We start from the raw sequence: 20,283 nt of genomic DNA on the forward strand, positions 1-20,283 counted from the left end.
TACGCCGGCGTTAGGTTGCCTGTTGTGCGGCTTCGGTACAACTACCGCGTCTACCCGACGCCCGACCAGCAGGAGGCGTTGGCGCGGGCGTTTGGGTGCGCGCGGGTGGTGTTCAACGACGGGCTGCCGATGCGGGCAGGCCGTGCCAGGGGACGTCTTCGGCGTGCACGGTGCCGAGGTTGCCGACGCCGGAGCCGCCGTAGTGGTGGGCGTCGGTGTTGAGCACCTCCGCCCAGTCCCCGGCGGCCGGTAGGCCGATCCGGTAGCCCTCCAGCGGCAGCGCGGAGAAGTTGGCCACGCAGACCAGGGTGGCCCCGTCGGGCGCGATCCGGACGAACGAGACGGCGTTGTTGGCGACGTCGTCGCCGGCGATCCAACGGAACCCGGTGGGGGAGGTGTCCTGCGCCCACAGCGCGGGCGTGGACCGGTAGACCCGGTTGAGGTCGCCGACGAGGCGTTGCACGCCGGCCCGGGCCGGGTCGTGCAGGAGGTACCAGTCGAGGCCGCGCTCCTCGCTCCACTCCCGGTCGTCGGCCAGCTCGCAGCCCATGAACAGCAGCTGCTTGCCCGGGTGCGCCCACATGTACGCCAGCAGCACGCGTACGTTGGCCAGCCGCTGCCACATGTCGCCGGGCATCTTGCCCACCAGGGAGCCCTTGCCGTGCACCACCTCGTCGTGGCTGATCGGCAGCACGTAGTTCTCGCTCCAGGCGTACGCCAGCGAGAAGGTGAGCTGATGGTGGTGGTGCTGCCGGTAGATCGGGTCCTTCGAGGTGTAGAGCAGGGTGTCGTGCATCCAGCCCATGTTCCACTTGAACCCGAAACCCAGCCCGCCGTCGCCGGTTGACCGGGTCACCCCGGGCCAGGCCGTCGATTCCTCGGCCACCATCAGCACCCCGGCGTGCTGCTTGTACACCGTCGCGTTGACCTCCTGGAGGAACGCGATGGCCTCCAGGTTCTCCCGGCCGCCGTGCACGTTGGGCGTCCACTGCCCGTCGGCCCGGGAGTAGTCCAGGTAGAGCATCGAGGCGACCGCATCCACCCGCAGCCCGTCGACGTGGAACTGGTCCAGCCAGTAGAGCGCGTTGGCGACCAGGAAGTTGCGCACCTCCCGGCGGCCGAAGTCGAAGACGTACGTGCCCCAGTCGGGGTGCTCGCCCCGGCGCGGGTCGGGGTGCTCGTACAGCGGGGTGCCGTCGAAGCGTGCCAGGGCCCAGTCGTCCTTTGGGAAGTGCGCCGGCACCCAGTCCAGGATCACGCCGATCCCGGCGGCGTGCAGCCGGTCCACCAGGTAGCGGAAGTCGTCCGGATCACCGAACCGGGCCGTCGGGGCGTAGTAGCCGGTCACCTGGTAGCCCCAGGAGCCGCCGAACGGGTGCTCCATCACCGGCAGGAACTCCACGTGGGTGAAGCCCAGCTCCACCACGTACGCGACCAGCTGCTCGGCCAGCTCGCGGTAGCCCAGGCCGGGCCGCCACGAGCCGAGGTGCACCTCGTACACGCTGACCGGCTCCTGGTGCGGCTGTCGCTTGGCCCGCCGGGCCAGCCAGTCCGCGTCGGTCCACTGGTACGTCGAGTGGTGCACCACCGAGCCGGTGGCCGGCGGCACCTCCGCGTACGCCGCGAGGGGGTCCGCCTTGTCCCGCCAGTACCCGTCGGCGCCGAGGATGCGGTACTTGTACCGGGCGCCGGCCGACGCACCGGGGACGAAGATCTCCCACACCCCGGTCGAGCCCAGTGAGCGCATCGGCCAGCCGTCGTCGGGCGCCCAGCCGGTGAAGTCGCCGACCACCCGCACGCCCCGGGCGTTCGGTGCCCAGACCGCGAACGCCACCCCACCGTCGAGGACCCGGGCGCCGAGCGCCTCCCACAGCCGCTCGTGCCGGCCCTCGCCGATCAGGTGCAGGTCCAGCTCGCCGAGGGTGGGCGGGAAGCGGTACGGGTCGTCGTGCGCCTGCCCGCCCAGCTCGACCCGGTAGTCGAGCACCTCGCCGGGGACGGTCGCCTCGAACACGCCCACCTCGTGCACCCGGGTCATCGGGTACCGCTCGTCGCCGGCCAGCACGCTCACCTCGGCCGCGCCCCGGCGCATGGTGCGGATCACCGTACGGCCGTCGGCCGGATGCGCCCCGAGCACGGCGTGCGGGTCGTGGGTCTCCCCGGAGATCAGCTGGTCCATCGGGCGTCGTCCTTCGTCGCGGAGGCGGCGCCGCCCCGGGGACCGGCGGCCGTGGGAGTGGACAGGGTGAGCACGTGCGCGGGTTGCAGGTACGGGTCGAGCCGGACCGCGTTGCGCTGCCCCCAGTCGTAGCTGGCGCCGGTCAGCTCGTCGTGCACGGTGAACCGGTCGTGCCAGTCGAGGCCCAGCGCCGGCATGTCCAGCGTGGTGTTTCCCCACTGCACGGTGTGCGAATCGAACGAGCAGACCACCAGCACCGTGTTGCCGGTCTCCGGGTCGCGCTTGGACCAGCAGAGCAGCGCCGGGTTGTCGATGTCGTGGAAGACCAGGTTCCGCAGCCGGTGCAGGGCCGGGTTGTCCCGGCGTACCCGGTTGAGTGTGCCGATGAACGGCGCCAGGGAACGCCCCTGCGCCAGCGCGTCGGCCCAGTCCCGGGGCCGCAGCTGGTACTTCTCGTTGTCCAGGTACTCCTCGGCGCCCGGCCGGGCGACGTGCTCGAACAGCTCGTAGCCGGCGTACATGCCCCAGGAGGGGGAGAGCAGCGCGGCCAGCACCGCCCGGATCTTGAACATCGGCGGCCCGCCGTGCTGCAACGAGGAGTGCAGGATGTCGGGCGTGTTGGGCCAGAAGTTCGGCCGCATGTGGTCGGCCGCCGCCACCAGCTCCGCGCAGTACTCGCGCATCTCGGCGGGCGAGGTCCGCCAGGTGAAGTACGTGTACGACTGGGTGAAGCCGACCTTGGCCAGCCCGTGCATCATCGCCGGCCGGGTGAACGCCTCGGCGAGGAAGAGCACGTCCGGGTCGACCCGCTTGACCTCCCAGATCAGCCAGTGCCAGAAGTCGACCGGCTTGGTGTGCGGGTTGTCCACCCGGAAGATCTTCACGCCCTCGGCGACCCAGTGCCGCACCACCCGCAGCACCTCGGCGCGGATACCCTCCGGGTCGTTGTCGAAGTTCAGCGGGTAGATGTCCTGGTACTTCTTGGGCGGGTTCTCCGCGTACGCGATGCTGCCGTCGGCCCGGGTGGTGAACCACTCCGGATGCTCGGTCACCCACGGGTGGTCCGGCGCGCACTGCAACGCCAGGTCCATCGCCACCTCCAGGCCGTGCTCGGCGGCGGCGGCGACGAAGTCCCGGAAGTCGGCCGCCGTACCCAGGTCGGGGTGGATGGCGTCGTGGCCGCCCTCGGCGGCGCCGATCGCCCACGGCGAGCCCACGTCGTCCGGCCCGGCGACCAGACTGTTGTTGGGGCCCTTGCGGTTGACCCGGCCGATCGGGTGGATCGGCGGCAGGTAGAGCACGTCGAAACCCATCGCGGCCACCCCGGGCAGCCGCTCGGTGGCGGTGCCGAAGGTGCCCGAGCGGGCCGGCTCGTCGCCGGTGGCCGGGATCGCGCCCTCGGAGCGGGGAAAGAACTCGTACCAGGCGGAGAAGAGGGCCCGCTCGCGGTCCACCCACAGCCGGTACTCCTCGCCGGTGGTGACCAGCTCCCGTACCGGATGCGTCCAGAGCAGGTCGGCCAGCTCCAGTGCCGGGCTCACCCGTTGCGGCAGCGACCCGGTGGTGTCGCGCAACGCGGTTACCGCTTTGTCCAGGCTCGCCCGCCCGGCCGCCGGGACCAGCTCGGCGGCGGCGCGCAGCACGCGTACCCCCTCCGCCAGGTCGTTGGCCAGTTCGGCCGCGTCCTGGCCGGCGGCGATCTTCTTGGTCACCGCGTTGTGCCAGGTCAGGTAGGGGTCGTGGAACGCCTCCACGGTGAACATCCACTCGCCGACCGCGTCCGGTGCGATGGTGGCGTGCCAGCGATCCTGGCCAGGCTCGCCGGGGCGCATCCGGGTGAACGGGCGGGCCCGGCCGTCGGGGCCGAGCCAGACCACGTTGCAGCCGAGCGCGTCGTGCCCCTCGCGGTAGGCGAGCGCCGACACCGGCACCAGCTCGCCGACGACCGCCCTGGCCGGATAGCGACCGCAGGAGACGACGGGGGAGACGTCTTCGATCGGGAACCGTCCACTCACCGGTTCAACCTACTGCCCGAGATCGCTTCGCGCTCGGGTCAGCTGACGCTGATGACCGACCGGTACCGCTCAGGCCGGGGCAGGTGCCCTCACCGCAGGACCGAGCGGTACAGCTCCAGGGTCTGGCGGGCGATGGCGTCCCAGGAGAAGTGTTCGACGGCGCGGCGGCGGCCGGCCCGGCCGAGGGTCGCCGCGCGTTCCGGGGCGGTCAGCAGCTCGGTGATCCGGGCCGCCAGGTCGGCGACGAACTTCTCCGGGTCGCGTGGCGTGCCCGAGCCGTCGGTGGCCTGCTCGATCGGCACCAGCAGCCCGGTCTCGCCGTCCGCGACCACCTCGGGGATGCCGCCGGTGGCGGTGGCCACCACGGCCGTCTCGCAGGCCATCGCCTCCAGGTTGACGATGCCCATCGGCTCGTACACCGACGGGCAGACGAAGATCGTGGCGTGGGTGAGCACCTGGATCACCTCGGCCTTGGGCAGCATCTCGGCCACCCATATCACCCCGGAGCGCCGGGCCCGCAGCTCGGCGACCAGGCCCTCCACCTCGGCGGCGATCTCCGGGGTGTCCGGCGCGCCGGCCAGCAGCACCAGTTGGGCGTCCGCCGGCAGGTCGCGGGCGGCGCGCAGCAGGTACGGCAGGCCCTTCTGGCGGGTGATCCGGCCGACGTAGACCACGCTGGGCAGGGTCGGGTCGATGCCGAGCCGGGCCAGCACGCCGGTGCCCGGGTCGGGGGCGTACTGCGCGGTGTCGATGCCGTTGTAGACCACCCGGACCCGGTCCGGATCGACCGCCGGGTACGCGGCCAGCACGTCGCGGCGCATCCCCTCGCTGACCGCGATGATCGCGTCGGCCGCCTCGAAGGCCGTCCGCTCGCACCAGGAGGAGAGCGCGTACCCGCCGCCGAGCTGTTCGGCCTTCCACGGCCGCAGCGGTTCCAGGCTGTGCGCGGTCACCACGTGCGGCACACCGTGCAGCAGCTTCGCGGTGTGCCCGGCCAGGTTGGCGTACCAGGTGTGGCTGTGCACCACGTCCGCGCCGGCACACCCGGCGGCCATCTCCAGGTCCACCGCCATCGTCCGCAGCGCCGGGTTCGCGCCGGCCAGGGCCGTCGGCTCGGGGTACGCGCGGACGCCCGGCTCGGTGCGTGGCCCGCCGAAGCAGTGCACCCGCACCGCGGCGATCCGGCGCAGTTCCCGGGCCAGGTACTCGACGTGGACCCCGGCGCCGCCGTAGACCTCCGGTGGGTACTCCCGGGTGAGCAGGTCGACGCGCAGCTGTGCGGAGTCCGTCATGGTCGGCACCCTAGTGCAGAAGTGTGCCCGTACGAGTGGTGAAGCGGCACCGGGATGGATAGCGTCTGGTCATGGCTGCCAAGGTGCTCGCGATCGTCCTGGCCGGCGGAGAGGGCAAGCGCCTGATGCCGTTGACCACGGACCGGGCCAAGCCGGCCGTCCCGTTCGGCGGGATGTACCGCATGGTCGACTTCGTCCTCTCCAACCTGGCCAACGCCGGCTTTCTGAAGATCGTCGTGTTGACCCAGTACAAATCCCACTCCCTCGACCGGCACATCACCAAGACCTGGCGGATGTCGACCCTGCTGGGCAACTACGTCACGCCGGTGCCCGCGCAGCAGCGTCGCGGCCCGTGGTGGTTCGCCGGCTCCGCCGACGCGATCTACCAGAGCTTCAACCTGATCTACGACGAGCAGCCCGACTACGTGATCGTCTTCGGTGCCGACCACATCTACCGGATGGACCCGCGGCAGATGGTGGATGACCACATCGCCTCCGGCGCCGCGGTGACCGTGGCGGGCATCCGGCAGCCGCTGTCCACGGCGGACCAGTTCGGCGTGATCGAGGTCGGTGAGGACGGCCGGCGGATCCGGGCCTTCCGGGAGAAGCCCACCGACGCGGTCGGGCTGCCCGACGCGCCCGACGAGATCTACGCCTCGATGGGCAACTACGTGTTCACCACCAAGGCGTTGGTCGACGTGGTCGAGCGGGACGCGGACGAGAAGACCAGCAAGCACGACATGGGCGGCAGCATCATCCCGGCGTTGGTGGAACGCGGCGAGGCGAACGTCTACGACTTCCGCGACAACGAGGTGCCCGGCAGCACCGACCGGGACCGCGGCTACTGGCGGGACGTGGGAACGCTCGACTCGTTCTACGACGCGCACATGGATCTGATCAACGTCCACCCGGTGTTCAACCTCTACAACTTCGACTGGCCGATCTACACGGAGCAGCCGCCGTACCCGCCGGCGAAGTTCGTGCACCAGTGGGGCGAGCGGGTCGGCCGGGCGGTCGCCTCGATGGTCTCGCCCGGCGCGGTGGTCTCCGGGTCGCTGGTGGAGAACTCGATCGTCTCACCGAAGGTGAAGGTCCACTCCTGGGCGCACGTGGACGGCTCGGTGCTCATGGAAGGCGTCGAGATCGGCCGGCACGCGGTGGTGCGCCGGGCCATCCTGGACAAGAACGTCCAGGTGCCCGAGGGCGCCGAGATCGGTGTGGACCTGGAGCGGGACCGGCAGCGCTACACGGTCTCCGACAACGGCATCGTGGTCATCGGCAAGGGACAGAAGGTGGAACCGTGAGCAGTCACCCCCGGGCCGGTCAGCCCGCCGAGCCTGCCGACCTGGTCGACGTACCGCGGTTGGTGACCGCCTACTACGCCGAGCATCCGGATCCGGCCGACCCGGCCCAGCAGGTCTCCTTCGGCACCTCCGGGCACCGGGGGTCGAGCCTGCGTAACGCCTTCAACTCCGACCACATCCTCGCGGTCACCCAGGCGCTCTGCGACTACCGGCGGGAACAGGGTGTCGACGGCCCGCTCTTCCTCGGCCGGGACACCCACGCGTTGTCCACCCCGGCGGCCGTGGACGCCCTGGAGGTGCTGGCCGCCAACGAGGTGACTGTGCTGCTGGACAGCCGGGACGGGTACACCCCCACCCCGGCGGTGTCGCACGCCATCCTCAGCCACAACCGGGGCCGCAGCGCCGGACTCGCCGACGGCGTCGTGATCACCCCGTCGCACAATCCGCCGGACGACGGCGGGTTCAAGTACAACCCCACCCACGGCGGCCCGGCCGACTCCGACGCCACCGGCTGGATCCAGGACCGCGCGAACGCGATCCTCGCCGCCGGGCTCAAGGAGGTGCAGCGCATCCCGTACGCGCGGGCCCGCGCCGCCGACACCACCTCGACGTACGACTTCCTCGGCCGCTACGTGGACGACCTGCCGGCGGCGATCGACATCGACGCGATCCGCGCCGCCGGGGTCCGCGTCGGCGCCGACCCGCTCGGCGGTGCCAGCGTCGCCTACTGGGGCGAGATCGCCCAGCGGCACCGGCTGGACCTGACCGTGGTCAACCCGACGGTCGACCCGACCTGGCGGTTCATGACCCTGGACGGTGACGGCAAGATCCGGATGGACTGCTCCTCGCCGAACGCGATGGCGTCGCTGATCGCCAGGCGCGCCGACTACCAGGTGGCCACCGGCAACGACGCCGACGCCGACCGGCACGGCATCGTCACCCCGGACGCCGGGCTGATGAACCCGAACCACTACCTGGCGGTGGCCATCGCCCACCTGTTCCGTACCCGTGAGCAGTGGGGGCCGGACGCCGCGGTCGGCAAGACCCTGGTCTCCTCCTCCATGATCGACCGGGTCGCCGCCGACCTCGGCCGCCCGCTGCTGGAGGTGCCGGTGGGCTTCAAGTGGTTCGTGCCCGGGCTGCTCGACGGCGCGGTCGGCTTCGGCGGGGAGGAGAGCGCCGGCGCCTCCTTCCTGCGTCGCGACGGCGGGACGTGGACCACCGACAAGGACGGCATCCTGCTCTGCCTGCTCGCCTCCGAGATCATCGCGACCACCGGCCGGACGCCGAGCGAGCACTGGGCGGAGCTGGCCGGGCGCTTCGGCGCACCCGCGTACGCCCGGATCGACGCCCCCGCCACCCGCGAGCAGAAGGCCGTGCTCGGCAAGCTCTCCCCGGAGCAGGTACGCGCCACCGAACTGGCCGGCGAGCCGATCACCGCCACGCTGACCACCGCGCCCGGCAACGGCGCCCCGATCGGTGGGCTGAAGGTGACCACCGCCTCCGGCTGGTTCGCCGCCCGCCCCTCCGGCACCGAGGACGTCTACAAGATCTACGCCGAGTCCTTCCAGGGCCCCGACCACCTCTCCCGCCTCCAGCAGGAAGCCCAGAACCTCGTCACCGACGTCCTGTCCAGATGAAAGGAAGGGCCCCTTCTTAACGCCTGGAGTAGAGCAAGGGCACCCTATTAACGCGCACCACCACGCACCACCACGCGCACCCGCAGACGCCGCCGCGCGCCGTCGGCGGGTGCGGTCGCCGAGCGCGGTCGGCGGGTGCGGTGGGTGGTCAGCGCTGGGGCGGCAGGTCGCGGCGGTCGAGCTCACGGCGCACTCCGTCGGGCAGCAGCTCGCGCAGTTGCTCGGGCAGCAGCGGCAGGTCCAGCAGGCTCAGCTTGAGTTGACTGCGCTCCTGATAGCGGCGCGGGTCGAGGCGGACCACCTGGCCCGCGTCCTCGCGGTAGCGGATGGACACCGCACCCGACGTCGCCGCCTCCCGGATCAACAGGCCGTCCGACTCCACGGCGATCGGCGCGGACTCGGGGCGCAACTCCAACCGGACCGCCTCGTCGGGGGAGAGCACCACCGCCCGCGAGATGCCGGCCATCGGGGCGCTCGGGGTCACCACCACCGCCCGGGTCGCCGGCGAGACCAGCGGGCCCCCGGCGGCGTAGCTGTAGGCGGTCGAACCGGTCGGGGTGCTGACCACCAGCGCGTCGCAGCGGTAGTAGCCGTACCGTTGCCCGTCCACGGCCAGGGTGGCCGTGATGAAGCCCCGCCCGGGCTGGCGGACCAGCGCGATGTCGTTGAACGCGACCACGTCGTCGCCGCACACGTCGCAGACCAGGCAACTGTGCGCCTCGACGGTGAAGTTCCGGGCCAGCAGCCGGTCCAGCGCCGCGGACAGTTCCGGTGGTTCCACCTCCACCAGGAACCCCACCTTGCCCAGGTGTACGCCGAGCACCGGCCTCGGATCGTGGACGGCCAGCCGCAGCGCGCCCAGCATGGTGCCGTCGCCGCCGATGCTGACCAGCACGTCCGACCGGGCGACGAGATCCGCCTCCGGCACCGCCTGGACCGGCTCGGGCACCCGGTGCCGGTCCTGGGCGCGTACCGCGAGGGCAGCCGAGTGCCGGGCGGCCCACGCCGCGATGGTGTCCACCACCGGCGACACGTCCCGGGTGGGATGGAGCACCAGCCCGAGCCGGATCCGGTCCATGTCCCCAGCTCACCACAGTCCGAGCGGTTCCACGGCGGTACCCGCAAGGCGCGCCGGCGGTGACCCCACCGCCGGCGCGCCCCTCGATTGCGGCTACCGGCGCGGGCGGCCGGTCAGGTGGGTCAGCGACCGGGCGACCAGCTCGTCACGGGCGGCCGGAGCCAGCCCTTCGAGCCCGAAGCCCAGGTAGACGGTGTCCTTGGTGACCACCACCGAACCCTCCTCGAACGCCTGCTGGCTGCGCGACCAGTCGTTGGCCCCCGGGTTGGAGCCGGCCGGCGGCCCGGCCACCGTCCAGCCGCCCAGGTCCGTCTCGAACGAGGTCTCCGCGACGGTGGTCCCGTCGACGATCACCCGCGTGTCGTCCAGGAACACCCCGAGGTTCTGGGTGGCCCAGTCGGTCACGTAGGTGATGGAGACCTCCATCTGCTTGCCCGAGTACGCCGACAGGTCGACCACGAACTCCTTCCACCCGTTGGACGTGCCGGTGGCCGCGTGCCACTCGCCGGTGGTGCCGCTCGGCGAGCAGTCCGCGCCCTGGTAGTGGGCGAGGAACGGGTGGATCTGCGCGACCCAGCCGGAGTCGCAGCTGTCCCCGGTCTCCTGCGTGGTCAGGCCGCCAGAATCCGGCAGCGTGGTCCACTCGTCGCTGCCCACCTCGTGGGCTTCGACGATCATGAAGTCCCAGTTCGTCTCGATGTCGAACGAGGTGAAGAAGCGCAGTTCGCCGCTGCTGGCCCCGGTCAGGTCCACGGTCCGGGTCAGCCGCTTGTACGACTCGTCGGACTGCCCGCTGAACAGGTACCAGTCGCCCGTACGCGGGTCGAACGGCGCCCCACCCGGCCGGGTCCAGCCCATCGGCGCGGAGCTGGCGAACTGCGGGAACTGCTCGACCGGCAGGAAGCCCGACGTGGTCAGGAACGACGCGGTGTGGTCCTGGTTGCCGGCCGACCCCTCGGCGTTGAGCGCCCCGGTGAAGCCGGCGAACGCCCCGGCATCACCCTGGACCGGGTACGGGTCCCCGTCGGGCGAGGTGCCACCGTCGCTGACGTAGTTGTAGGCCCCGAGCCAGTACTGCTGGAAGTCGTTCAGCAGCGGCAGGCAGGTCGGGTCGTCCGCGTTGGTGCACTCCGGTGGTGCGTCCGGGTGGTACGCGTACAGGCCGTTGGCTGCCTGGGCGTAGAGGGCGTACTTGCCGCTGACCAGCAGCTTGCCGCCCTCGTTCAGGTAGTCCCGGACGGCCAGCTCGGTGTCCAGCGCCGCCTTGGCCGCGGTGCCGGGCACCTGGCCGGGGGAGCGCAGGATCACGTCGTCGCCGGTTTCCCAGACCACCGTCTTGTAGTGCGACAGCACGCCCAGGTGGTGCGGGGCGGCGCGACCCATCACGTCGAAGTCGTACACGTCGCTGCTGCGCCCGGCGGCCCGTAGCGAAGCGGCGATGTCGTCGGCGTACTTGGCGGTGGTGCTGTTCTGGGCCGGGCTCAGGCCGGTCACGTCCTCCATCGCCAGCACCAGCACGTCCCCGCCGATGTCGTGGTGCACCCGGTAGGTGAAGCGCTCGCTGGACACCGGACCCTTGCCGGGCTTGGTGCCGGTGAACCAGACCTGCACCCGGTCGCCCGGCCGGCTGCCGGTGACCTTTCCGCGCAGCTCGGCGTAGTAGTCGTTGTGGGTGTCGCCGTAGCGCTTACCGCCACGCCACTCGGTGACCTTGACGGACTTCGCTTTGCCCCCGTTGACCGTGTAGTTCAGCCGTACGTTCTTCAGCGACCGCCGGGTGATCGCGGCGACCTCCTGGTCCCGGCCGTACGAGACGTCGAAGGCGTCGACCACGAAGTCCGAGGTGCTGCGGCCGACGACCGACACCGGCTCGTCCGGCTGCTGCGCCGACTTGCCGACGGCGAGCGCGAACGGGAGGTTCTTGGCCACCTCGGCGGCGATCAGCTTCTCGTCGTCGGGGAAGGTGAAGACGCTGACGCAGTCTTCCGGGCGCCACTGGTCGTTCGGGTCGGACTCGGCCGCCGCCTGACAGGTGGACATCTCCGGGGTGAAACCGAGCGTGCCGTAGCGCACCGTGGCGTGGCTGTCGGTGTCGCCGTTGGTGGTGTACAGCTCGGCGGAGAGGTCCGGGTCGTAGCCCGGGACCGCCGGGTTGGCGTCGTCACCGGCCATCGCCTCGTAGATGACGTCGTCGGGGGTCGGCGTGGACACCTGCCAGCCGACGCCGTAGAGCAGCAACTGCGCGGCGGAGTGGTAGTTGACGAAGAACTTGAACTTGAGCCGCTTGAACAACGCGTCCAGCGCCTTGGTCTCCGGCTCCGAGTTGGGACCGGGACCGCGGTAGGTCTCGCTGGTCGGGTCCGGCGAGGACCCCTCGTTGTCGTAGCCCCACTTGTAGCTGAAGTTGCGGTTCAGGTCGACGCCGTCGACACCGGTGATCTGCCCGTCGCCGTCGTTGTCCCGCAGGTTCTTGCGCCACAGCCGGTTGCCCGGGGTGAAGGTGTGGTCGTAGCCGTCGGGGTTGAGCACCGGGATGAACCACAGCTCGGTCGTGTCGACCAGCCGGGTGATCTCCCGGTCGGAGCCGTAGTTGTCGAGTACGTGGTGCATCAGCCGGCGGGTCATCTCCGGCGTGATCCACTCCCGGGCGTGCTGGGCGCCGGCGTAGAGCACCGCCGGCCGCTTGCCGTCCTTCGTGTTCTTCGCGTTCTTGGTGACCTTGATCGCGAGGATCGGCTTGCCCTGCGCCGAACGACCGATGGTCTGCACCTGGGTCAGCTTCGGATGCCGGGCCGCCGTCGCGGTGATCTCGTCGCGGATGCCACCGGGCTCGCTGTACGAGCGGAACGCCCGCCAGCCCGTCGCGGCCTGTTCCCGCAGCACCTGTGAGGCATTCTTGCCCCGGACCTGCTTGATCGACAGCTTGACGCCCTTGCGGGCCAGCCGGTCGGCCTGGCCGCGGCTGAGCACCGTCTCGATCTGCGTCTTGCCGGACTGGTCGGTGGTGGCTTCGTGCCCGATGTCGACACCGGCCTCGCGCAGCTGATGCAGCTGCGCCGGGCCGACCGTGCCGACGTACACCTCCATGCTGTCTCGGCCACCCGGATCGGACGGCGGCCGTGCGCTCGCCGGTGCGGTCAGCGCCAGCGCGCCGACCAGAGTGAACACGCCGGCGATCGCCAGCGGTGTGCGCCTCATCGCGCCCCCTTTGATGGAAGGACTTCTAGGCGCGAGCCTTCCCGGGGGTTGCGAGGCATGTCAATACGTTGATCAGCTTGTCGGTGGAGCGGCATGGCGATGCCCGATCCGCTCAGTCGGTGCCGACGAATCGGGCGATCACCTCGGCTATCCGCTCCCCGGCCCGCCCGTCCCACAGTGGTGGCACCGGCCAACCGTCAGTTCGCCGCTCGGCGGACAGCAGCCCGGTCACGGACTCCACCAGCTCCTCCCGGGTCACCAGCCGGTTGGTTCCATGGCTGATCGTCACCGGACGCTCCGTCTCGGCGCGCAGCGTCAGGCACGGCACACCCAGAACGGTCGTCTCCTCCTGTACGCCACCGGAGTCGGTGACCACCGCGCGGGCGCCGCGGACGAGGCTGAGGAACTCGATGTAGCCCAGCGGATCGATCACCCGGATCCCGGGATGCCGGAAGAACCCGGCATGTGCCAGGTTCTCCCGCCCGCGCGGATGAAGCGGGACCACGACCTGGATCCGGTCGGCAACTCCGTGCATCACCTTGACCAGTTCCGCCGCGTCGCCCGGGTCGTCGACGTTGGCCGGCCGATGCAGCGTCGCCACCGCGTACTGGTCGGGCAGGTTCAACTGCCGGCCGATGGCCGAGGCCTCGAACAGGTGGAGGTTGGCGAGCAGCGTGTCGATCATCGGGTTGCCGACGAAGAACACCTTCTCGGCGGCGATGCCTTCGTTGCCCAGGTGCACGAGCGCATCCGGACTCGTGGCGAAGAGCAGGTCGGCCAGCCGGTCGGTGACCAGCCTGTTGATCTCCTCCGGCATGGACCGGTTGAAGCTGCGCAGTCCCGCTTCCACGTGCGCGATCGGAATGGTGAGTTTGGCGGCCACCAGCGCGGCCGCCAGGGTGGAGTTCACGTCGCCGTAGACGACCACCAGGCGGGGACGCGACTCGCGGAAGAGTGCCTCCAACCGCACCATCGTCTCGCCGGTCTGGCTGGCATGGCTGCCCGAGCCCACCGCCAGGTTCTGGTCGGGCTCCGGTAGGCCGAGCTGACGGAAGAAGACATCCGACATGCGTTCGTCGTAGTGCTGCCCGGTGTGCACCAGGTGCTGCCGGATCCCGCGGTCGGCGAGCGCTCGGATGACCGGCGCCGCCTTCGGGAAGTTGGGACGGGCACCGGCGATGTGGACGACCTGGATGTCCCCGCTCAATGCGTCCTCCCGGCCGGGTTGCGTTCCGTGGTCGCCTCCGGTGACCGATCGCCGAGCGGGGCCAGCAGCCGCTTCCGCAGCTCTGCCGTCTCCGCCTCCCAGATGAACTCCGAGCGACCGACCGCGTAGCAGTGCGCCGCCATCGCCCTGACCGCGGGCAGGTTCGCCGCAAGGTCGACCAGCGTCCCGCCGAGCGCGACCGGCTCGACCGGCACCGACCAGCCGACCCCGAACCTGCCGATCACCGCCCGGTTCTCGGGGAGGTCCCCGGCGATGACCGGGCGGCCGGCAACGACCCCCTCGAACAGCTTGTTGGACAGCGAGTCGTTGGCGGTGTCGACCGCCTCGTACAGCGCCGTGGCGACGTGGGCCCGCTGGATGCGGGTAGCCACCTCCGTCGCCCGGCAGGGGCCGAGCAGCGAAATGTAGGACTCGGCCTTCGCGGCGCGGATGCGTTCCTGGAGCGCGGCTCGGTAGTCGTTGCCAGCCGGACCGGTGATCTCGAGGCGTACCGAAGAACCGGTGGCCCGAGCGGAGACGGCGGCGTCGATCATCGTCTCGATGCCGCGTCCGGGGTAGAGGGTGCCGACGCAGGCGATGACCAGGTCCGGACCCGGGGGCGGCGGTACGAACTCCGGTGCGAACGAGGCGAGCGGCACGTTGCGGACGACGAGCACGTCGTCGAAGCCCAGCCGGCGAAACTCGGCCGCGTGGCTCTCGCAGACCGCCACCACCGTGACCGGACCCCGCCGCGCCACCCGCCGCAGCAGGGTTGGTTCCAGCCGGGAGAACCAGGTGGCCAGGGAGCCGCGCATCCGGATCCCGCCCGGGCGCTCCCGGCCGTTCAGGATGACCTGGCTGCCGTACCGCCGGCGATGCGCGGTCCCCAACCAGAACAGCGCGATGTGCCCCACGAAGATCGTTCTTGCCGGGGTCGCGAGGACCCGGCGGCGCAGCCGCCACAGCGCCGGAAGGTAGACGCCGGCCAGGTTCCGGACCGACGCGGACAGCCGCCGCCGCTCGTCGATGGGGCGTACCGGCAGTTGCTCCACCTCCACGCCGTCGAGCCGCGACACTCCGGGATCGTCGGCCGCGCCGTTACGCCCGACCCGGGAGAGGGTGATGGCCCGCACCGCGCCAGGCAGGTCACCGGCGGCCGTCACCGCGATCTTCCGCGTCCTCGTGGAATGGCGGTAGGGCGACAGATCGCATAGGAGCAGACTTGTATCTGTGGTCATACGGAACCAATTCTTGTCGGGCTGCCGGAAATGAGGACGGTTACCCGTACCGCATCGATTGGTGAGCGCACTCGGGTGCCCACGAATCCGGCCGATAGTGAAGGGACGTCAGGCTCAACGAACAGCGGCTCGCCCGCGTTGCGACCGCACCGGTCAATTCGAATTGTTACGTTAATTCGATATCCGCATGTGTCGACGTCATCTGCCCCCGGTGAGGGTCAGCGGCTCCGGTTCGGCATTCGCCGGTGGCGCGTGCCGCCGGGCGCGGGTGACGACGTACAGGGAGAGCAGCCAGGACGCGCCGTAGGCGACCGCAGCGGAGAGCCCGAAGGCCCACACCGCCGCCAGCGCCGAGGCGCCGGACAGGGCGGTGCCGGCCACCGCGGCGCCGACCAGCAGCGCGCGTCCCGCGTCCCAGGCCAGCTGGAGGTTCTGTCGGCCGAAGACGATCAGAGTCTGCGACACGGGCGAGCCGACGAACTGCGCCGCCACGTACACCGCGAGCGCCTGGGCGTACGCGCCGCTGGTGGTCCATTCGTGACCGAACGCGATGGCGAAGGCCCACGGCGCGCCAAAGCCGATGAGCAGCACGCCGGCGGCGGCGATCATCCCGAGATGGCGGCTCGTCCGCAGGAAGAGGGCCGCCGCGTTCCCGCCGCCGGTGCGGGCGGCCTGCGACAGTTCGGCCAGATAGACCTGGGCGATCGCCGTACCGATCAGGGCGACCGGCATGGCGAGCATTCGCTGCGCCAACCCGAACCACCCGGCGACCTCGGCGCCGTAGTAGTAGGCGATCAGCAGCACCGGAAGCTGAAGCCCGAGCACGTTGAGCAGACCCGCCGGTGCGAGCAGCAGGGGGAACCGGCGATGCCGCACGGCCACCCGCCACATTCTGCGGCGCGGCTGCTCGGGCGGCGGATCCGCCGTGCGGAGTCGGGCGCCGGGCAGGAGGCTGAGCGCCCCGACGAGATGACCCGCTCCCAGCCCCAGCGCCAGCCCGCCGGAGCGCAGGCCGATGGCGCCCACACCGAGCTGGGTGAGCAGCGTCGCGACCGACTGGAGAAAGTTTCGCCGGCCGATCGCGGCATATCGCCGGTACCGGATCGCGAGCTGATTCAGGACCTGCACGGCAGCCATTGCCGCCGCCGTCCACGGCGTCAACCACAACCAGGTGCCGAGCGCCGGATGATCGAACAGGGCGGCGATCTCGTCTCTGGCGACCGCGACCACGACCGTGCCCACCAGCGCGGTACCGAGCGCCGCCACCAGGCCCACGAGCGCCAGGTCGTGGGCCTCGCGGTCCAGCTCCGGCAGCGGCACCGCGAGTTCGAACCGGCCCGCGGCCACCGCACCGACGGTCGCCGCGAGGGTGGCGAGCACCGCGAAGAGTCCGAAGTCGGCCGGGCCGTACAGCCGAGCGAGTACGGGTGCGGCGAGCACGAGCAGCAGCTGTCCGCTGGCGCTGCCCGCGGCGATGCTCAACACACCGCGCAGGCTGCCGCCCAGTCGGCGGCGCCGACGCCGACGGGGCGTGGCGTCCGGCGGAGGGGCCCCGGTCGGCGTCCGGGTCGGCCACTGACCCATGGCGGTCAGCTGGACCTGGAGGGTTGTCGCGGGTCCACCGGGCGCCGCGATGCGGGTATCCGGCTGGCACGGGTGGCCGAGTGTCGCCCCGAGCCGCCCAACCGGCCGCCCCAGAACCACAGGCCGAGGTAACTCACCAGGCCGACGTTGAGTGGCGTCTCGATCCCGCCGGCAACCCAGGTGCCGAGTACGACGGTGATCCCGGCGAGCCCCACCAGTTGTAGCGTGTTGTAGTGGCTCCGGCGCAACGAGCGTTGGGTGAGGAACTGCAGTGCGAAGCCGAAAACGGCCGCGACGAGAATCAACCCGAACGTGTCAAAGTTGTAATGGACGGATCCCCACAGAGACGGCGGGGACGTGCCTCGGGTCGAGCCGTAGAGCGTGTAGAAGACCTCCGAGCTGAGCGTGCTGCCGCGGTGGCCCGGTAGGACGCTGAGGAGCCCGTCGAGCCACTCGCTGCCATTTCTCACCGGCAGTGCGGAGGTGTAGTTGAAGGCCGCTATCCCGGACACCTGATTGTCGTTGACGAACCGGTTTGCCAGATCGGTCATCGCGCCACCGAGTGGGCCCGTGGCGTCGTCGGATTGACGAGCCAGGACGACGGTCGACAGCAGGACGAGCGGTAGGCCCAGCAGGATCGGTATGACGGCGGTGAGCGGGAGGCGTCGCCGGTTGTGCAGGAAGGCGTAGACGATGGCCGTGGTCAGGAAGACCACCAGTGCGCCCCGCTGGCCGGTGGCCAGGAGCGCGAGGGTCGACAGCACGATGAGCACGACGGAGCCGGCCCGGGCGAAGATTCCTCCGTGCTTGAAGGACCACACCGCCACCACGAGCGTCAGCGCCGGCAGGATCGCGTTCTTGAACTGGTTGACGAAACCAGGGAAGAGGTACGTCTCCCCGGCGTAGGACTCCAGCCGGAGCGTCGCGACGTCCTCCGGTGCGCCACTGAGTTGGCCCTGTAGGCCCATGAGGAAGGCGCTGTAGCCAACGGCCGTGAAGTAGGCCACGGTCACGATGATGGAGGTCGCGACGACGGCGAGTATCCATCCCGTTGGTCTCGCGAGCGACACCGAATAGGAGGTGAACGAGCGTCTTCCGCTCGTTCGACCTCGTCGCATCAGCACGCTGGTCACCATGCTGGAGACGATGTAGATCGCGGTGGCTGCCGCCATGAGCTGCGCGTAGAACCACTCCACCTCGGAACCGGGGTCGACGAGGCGTACGGTGCCGTAGAGCATCAGCAGCTGACAGGCCACGAACAACCCGTCCGGGGTGAGTAGGCCGTACTGGCGGATCGCCACCAGGTAGTGGATCACCGCGAGTGCCAGTACCGGGAGGAACAGCGTCGTCATCGGTGCTCAGCTCCGTTGTCCGGCAGTCAACGGGGAAGGCTCGGTTCCCGGGTCCACTGCGACCATGCCTGCTTGAGCGTCTGGATCATTTCCGGCCAGGGTGGCGGCCGATACCCGGTCGCCTGGGCAAACAGGTCCGCGGACATCGAGCGGTCGCAGACGAAGCTGTCGTGAGGGACGATCCGGCCGGTCCAGCCGTACGCGCCGGCGACCAGACGCAGCAACTCGTACTTGGAGATCGGCGTCGCCGCCACGTGGTACAGGCCGGTGAGATCCTCCCGGGGCAGGACGACCGTCCGCAGCAGCCGGGCGAACTCGACCGTGGTGACCCCGCTGTAGATCGCCTTCGTGTAGCCCGAGACGACCGACTCCTGGGACAGGAACCAGTCCACCAGGGACCGGTTGCCGACCAGCTCGTGACCGATGATCGAGGTACGCAGCGTCAGCGCCGGCGGGTGGTGAAGCTCGCCGAGCAACTTCGACCGGCCGTACAGGTCCGGCGGATCGGGGATGTCGGTCTCCACGTAGCCACCCCGGTCGCCGGAGAAGACGCAGTCGGTGCTGACGTGGATCAGGCGAATCTGACGCTGCGCGCACTCCTGCCCCAACAGGTGGGGAAAGAGTGCGTTGACGGTGACGGTGTGTACCGCGTCCTGGACCTCGGGACGTTGCTTGATCACGCCGACGCAGTTCACGACCACCTCGGGTCCGACCTCGTCCAGCAGCCGGGCCACCCGGCCCGGATCGAGGACGTCCACCCCGGTGGAAACCCGTCCGGCCACGTCACGGGGCAGGCTGGCCACGCCGGTACCCCGGGCAGCGCCGTGCACCTCCACCGCGGGTGCGTCGTGCAGCTCGCGCATGAGGGTGTGCCCGAGCATGCCGGTGGCGCCCAGGACGAGTACCCGTCGGCTCATCGTTGCTCCCGTGTCACGTGTCGTCGCCGACGGGAGTTCGCCGCGGCGCCCGTCAGCAGGTCGGCGAGGACGTGCGCGTTGGCTTCCTCGCTCATCAGGGCTCGGTAGTGGTCGAGGCCGGCCTGTCCCATCGCGCGCAACTCGGCGCGCGGGATCGCCCGGGCCAGCCGGATGGTTTCGGCGAGTCGCCGCGGATCGCCCGGCGGGCTGGTCAGCCCCGCACCGGCGTCGCGCACCGCCCGGGCCGCCTCTCCCGGCGCGCAGGACAGGACGGGCTGACCGCAGGCGAAGATCGTCTGCACCTTGCTCGGCATGGTGATCTGGAACAGCGGTTGGTCCGCGAGGCAGACCAGCTGGATGTCGGCGGCAGCCATCGTGGCGGCCATCTGCTGGGCGGCGATCGGGTCGACGAAGTGGACCGTGCGCAGTCCGAGTTCCTCGGCCCGGGCGCGCAGGGCGGGCCGGCTCACTCCGTCGCCGACCAGCACCAGATGCACGTCGGGCAGGTCGCGGAGGTGGCCCATGGCCTCGACCGCCACCCCGAGGTCCTGCGCCGGACCGTGGTTCCCGCCGTACATGACCACGAAGTCGTCGGGGGTCAGGCCGAGCCGCGACCGGAATCGGGGGTCGGGCTCGGTCGGCTGCATCAGCTTCTCGTCCGCCCAGTTGTAGACCACCGATACCTTCTCGGCAGGTACGCCGCGGGCCACCACGGTGTCGCGCAGACCGGGTGAGGGCACCGTGACGTGCGCAGCCCAGCGGTACGTCAGATCGGTGAACCGACGCAGGGTGCCTTCCGCCATCCGGCGGGTGACGCCGCGGGTGAGGAATCCGGTGGCGAAGACCGAGTCCGGCCACAGGTCCATCACCATCAACACGTACGGGATTCCCCACCGCAGCCGGGCCGCCATCGCTGCGGCGGCCGCGGTCGCCGGGGAGGAGTAGACGAGCGCCACGTCGGCGGTGCGCAGCAGCGGTGAGCCCAACAGCGTCGACGACGTCGCCCAACTCAGGTAGTTGGCGGCGCGCCCGACCGCGGACCGGTCATGACTCGGGTGCAGCGGGGTACGGAGCACCCGGATGCCGTCGACCCCGTCGATGGCCCTCCGCCGATGCGAGTAGCCCGGGTGGACGGTGCCGGTCGGGTAGTTCGGTACCCCGGTCAGCGCGTCGACCACGAACCCCTGCCGGCGCAGGCAGTGGGCCAGGCTCAGGGGGATCGGAACCGGCTCCGGCGGGAAGAACTGGCTGACCAGAGCCACCCGCGTGGCTGTCGGAT

The 20,283-nt window shown here is 70.7% G+C and carries 13 protein-coding genes and 1 pseudogene; 3 read left to right on the plus strand and 11 right to left on the minus strand.

The features are described 5' to 3' along the window. Positions 1-24 precede the first annotated feature (24 nt). Positions 25-84, plus strand: a pseudogene (locus tag C1I95_RS37225) (helix-turn-helix domain-containing protein); the annotation flags it as partial. 28 nt (positions 85-112) lie between these two features. Here the strand turns inward: C1I95_RS37225 and glgB are convergent. From glgB to glgA, 3 genes are all read right to left on the minus strand, one after another. Then, complete coding sequence (glgB, locus tag C1I95_RS13935; RefSeq protein WP_111214249.1) at positions 113-2,179, minus strand: 1,4-alpha-glucan branching protein GlgB; 2,067 nt, start codon at positions 2,177-2,179, stop codon at positions 113-115. Beyond that, positions 2,167-4,194 carry an alpha-1,4-glucan--maltose-1-phosphate maltosyltransferase gene (locus C1I95_RS13940; protein ID WP_111214250.1) on the minus strand — a complete coding sequence of 676 codons (2,028 nt, stop codon included), beginning with the start codon at positions 4,192-4,194 and terminating at the stop codon, positions 2,167-2,169. Before C1I95_RS13940 ends, glgB begins: the two co-directional genes overlap by 13 nt. Positions 4,195-4,283: 89 nt before the next feature. Further along, positions 4,284-5,486, minus strand: coding sequence for a glycogen synthase (glgA, locus tag C1I95_RS13945; protein WP_111214251.1), 1,203 nt, complete (start codon positions 5,484-5,486; stop codon positions 4,284-4,286). 71 nt (positions 5,487-5,557) lie between these two features. Here glgA and glgC point away from each other — a divergent pair, with 71 nt between their 5' ends. Together glgC and pgm are read left to right on the plus strand one after the other, a co-directional pair. Beyond that, positions 5,558-6,790 (plus strand): glucose-1-phosphate adenylyltransferase, encoded by a 1,233-nt coding sequence (gene glgC / locus C1I95_RS13950; protein ID WP_111214252.1) that lies wholly within the window; start codon positions 5,558-5,560, stop codon positions 6,788-6,790. Beyond that, positions 6,787-8,430, plus strand: coding sequence for a phosphoglucomutase (alpha-D-glucose-1,6-bisphosphate-dependent) (gene pgm / locus C1I95_RS13955; RefSeq protein ID WP_111214253.1), 1,644 nt, complete (start codon positions 6,787-6,789; stop codon positions 8,428-8,430). Before glgC ends, pgm begins: the two co-directional genes overlap by 4 nt. A gap of 148 nt (positions 8,431-8,578) precedes the next feature. Here the strand turns inward: pgm and C1I95_RS13960 are convergent, their stop codons facing one another. The 8 genes from C1I95_RS13960 to C1I95_RS13995 form a co-directional block, all read right to left on the minus strand. Continuing rightward, positions 8,579-9,508 carry an NAD(+)/NADH kinase gene (locus C1I95_RS13960; protein WP_111214254.1) on the minus strand — a complete coding sequence of 310 codons (930 nt, stop codon included), beginning with the start codon at positions 9,506-9,508 and terminating at the stop codon, positions 8,579-8,581. Positions 9,509-9,601: 93 nt separating this feature from the next. Further along, positions 9,602-12,706: a M14 family metallopeptidase gene (locus tag C1I95_RS13965; RefSeq protein ID WP_111214255.1), complete on the minus strand. Its 3,105-nt coding sequence runs from the start codon at positions 12,704-12,706 to the stop codon at positions 9,602-9,604. Between the two features lie 112 nt (positions 12,707-12,818). After that, entirely contained in the window at positions 12,819-13,913 is a 1,095-nt protein-coding gene (gene wecB / locus C1I95_RS13970) for a non-hydrolyzing UDP-N-acetylglucosamine 2-epimerase (protein WP_233513654.1), read from the minus strand. Next, positions 13,910-15,076, minus strand: a complete 1,167-nt coding sequence (locus C1I95_RS13975) for a glycosyltransferase (RefSeq protein ID WP_158566394.1) — start codon at positions 15,074-15,076, stop codon at positions 13,910-13,912. The genes wecB and C1I95_RS13975 overlap by 4 nt, the downstream gene beginning before the upstream one ends. Positions 15,077-15,349: 273 nt before the next feature. Continuing rightward, complete coding sequence (locus C1I95_RS13980) at positions 15,350-16,636, minus strand: lipopolysaccharide biosynthesis protein (RefSeq protein ID WP_158566395.1); 1,287 nt, start codon at positions 16,634-16,636, stop codon at positions 15,350-15,352. A 104-nt stretch (positions 16,637-16,740) separates the two neighbouring features. Continuing rightward, entirely contained in the window at positions 16,741-18,087 is a 1,347-nt protein-coding gene (locus C1I95_RS13985) for an O-antigen polymerase (protein ID WP_111214258.1), read from the minus strand. Positions 18,088-18,113: 26 nt separating this feature from the next. Further along, positions 18,114-19,004: a dTDP-4-dehydrorhamnose reductase family protein gene (locus tag C1I95_RS13990; RefSeq protein ID WP_111214259.1), complete on the minus strand. Its 891-nt coding sequence runs from the start codon at positions 19,002-19,004 to the stop codon at positions 18,114-18,116. Next, the gene (locus C1I95_RS13995; protein WP_158566396.1) at positions 19,001-20,266 is read right to left on the minus strand and encodes a glycosyltransferase family 4 protein; all 1,266 of its coding nucleotides are present in this window, start codon (positions 20,264-20,266) and stop codon (positions 19,001-19,003) included. The genes C1I95_RS13990 and C1I95_RS13995 overlap by 4 nt, the downstream gene beginning before the upstream one ends. Positions 20,267-20,283: the final 17 nt, after the last annotated feature.

It is taken from the genome of Micromonospora craterilacus (assembly GCF_003236315.1).
In the GTDB taxonomy this organism is placed as follows: domain Bacteria; phylum Actinomycetota; class Actinomycetes; order Mycobacteriales; family Micromonosporaceae; genus Micromonospora; species Micromonospora craterilacus.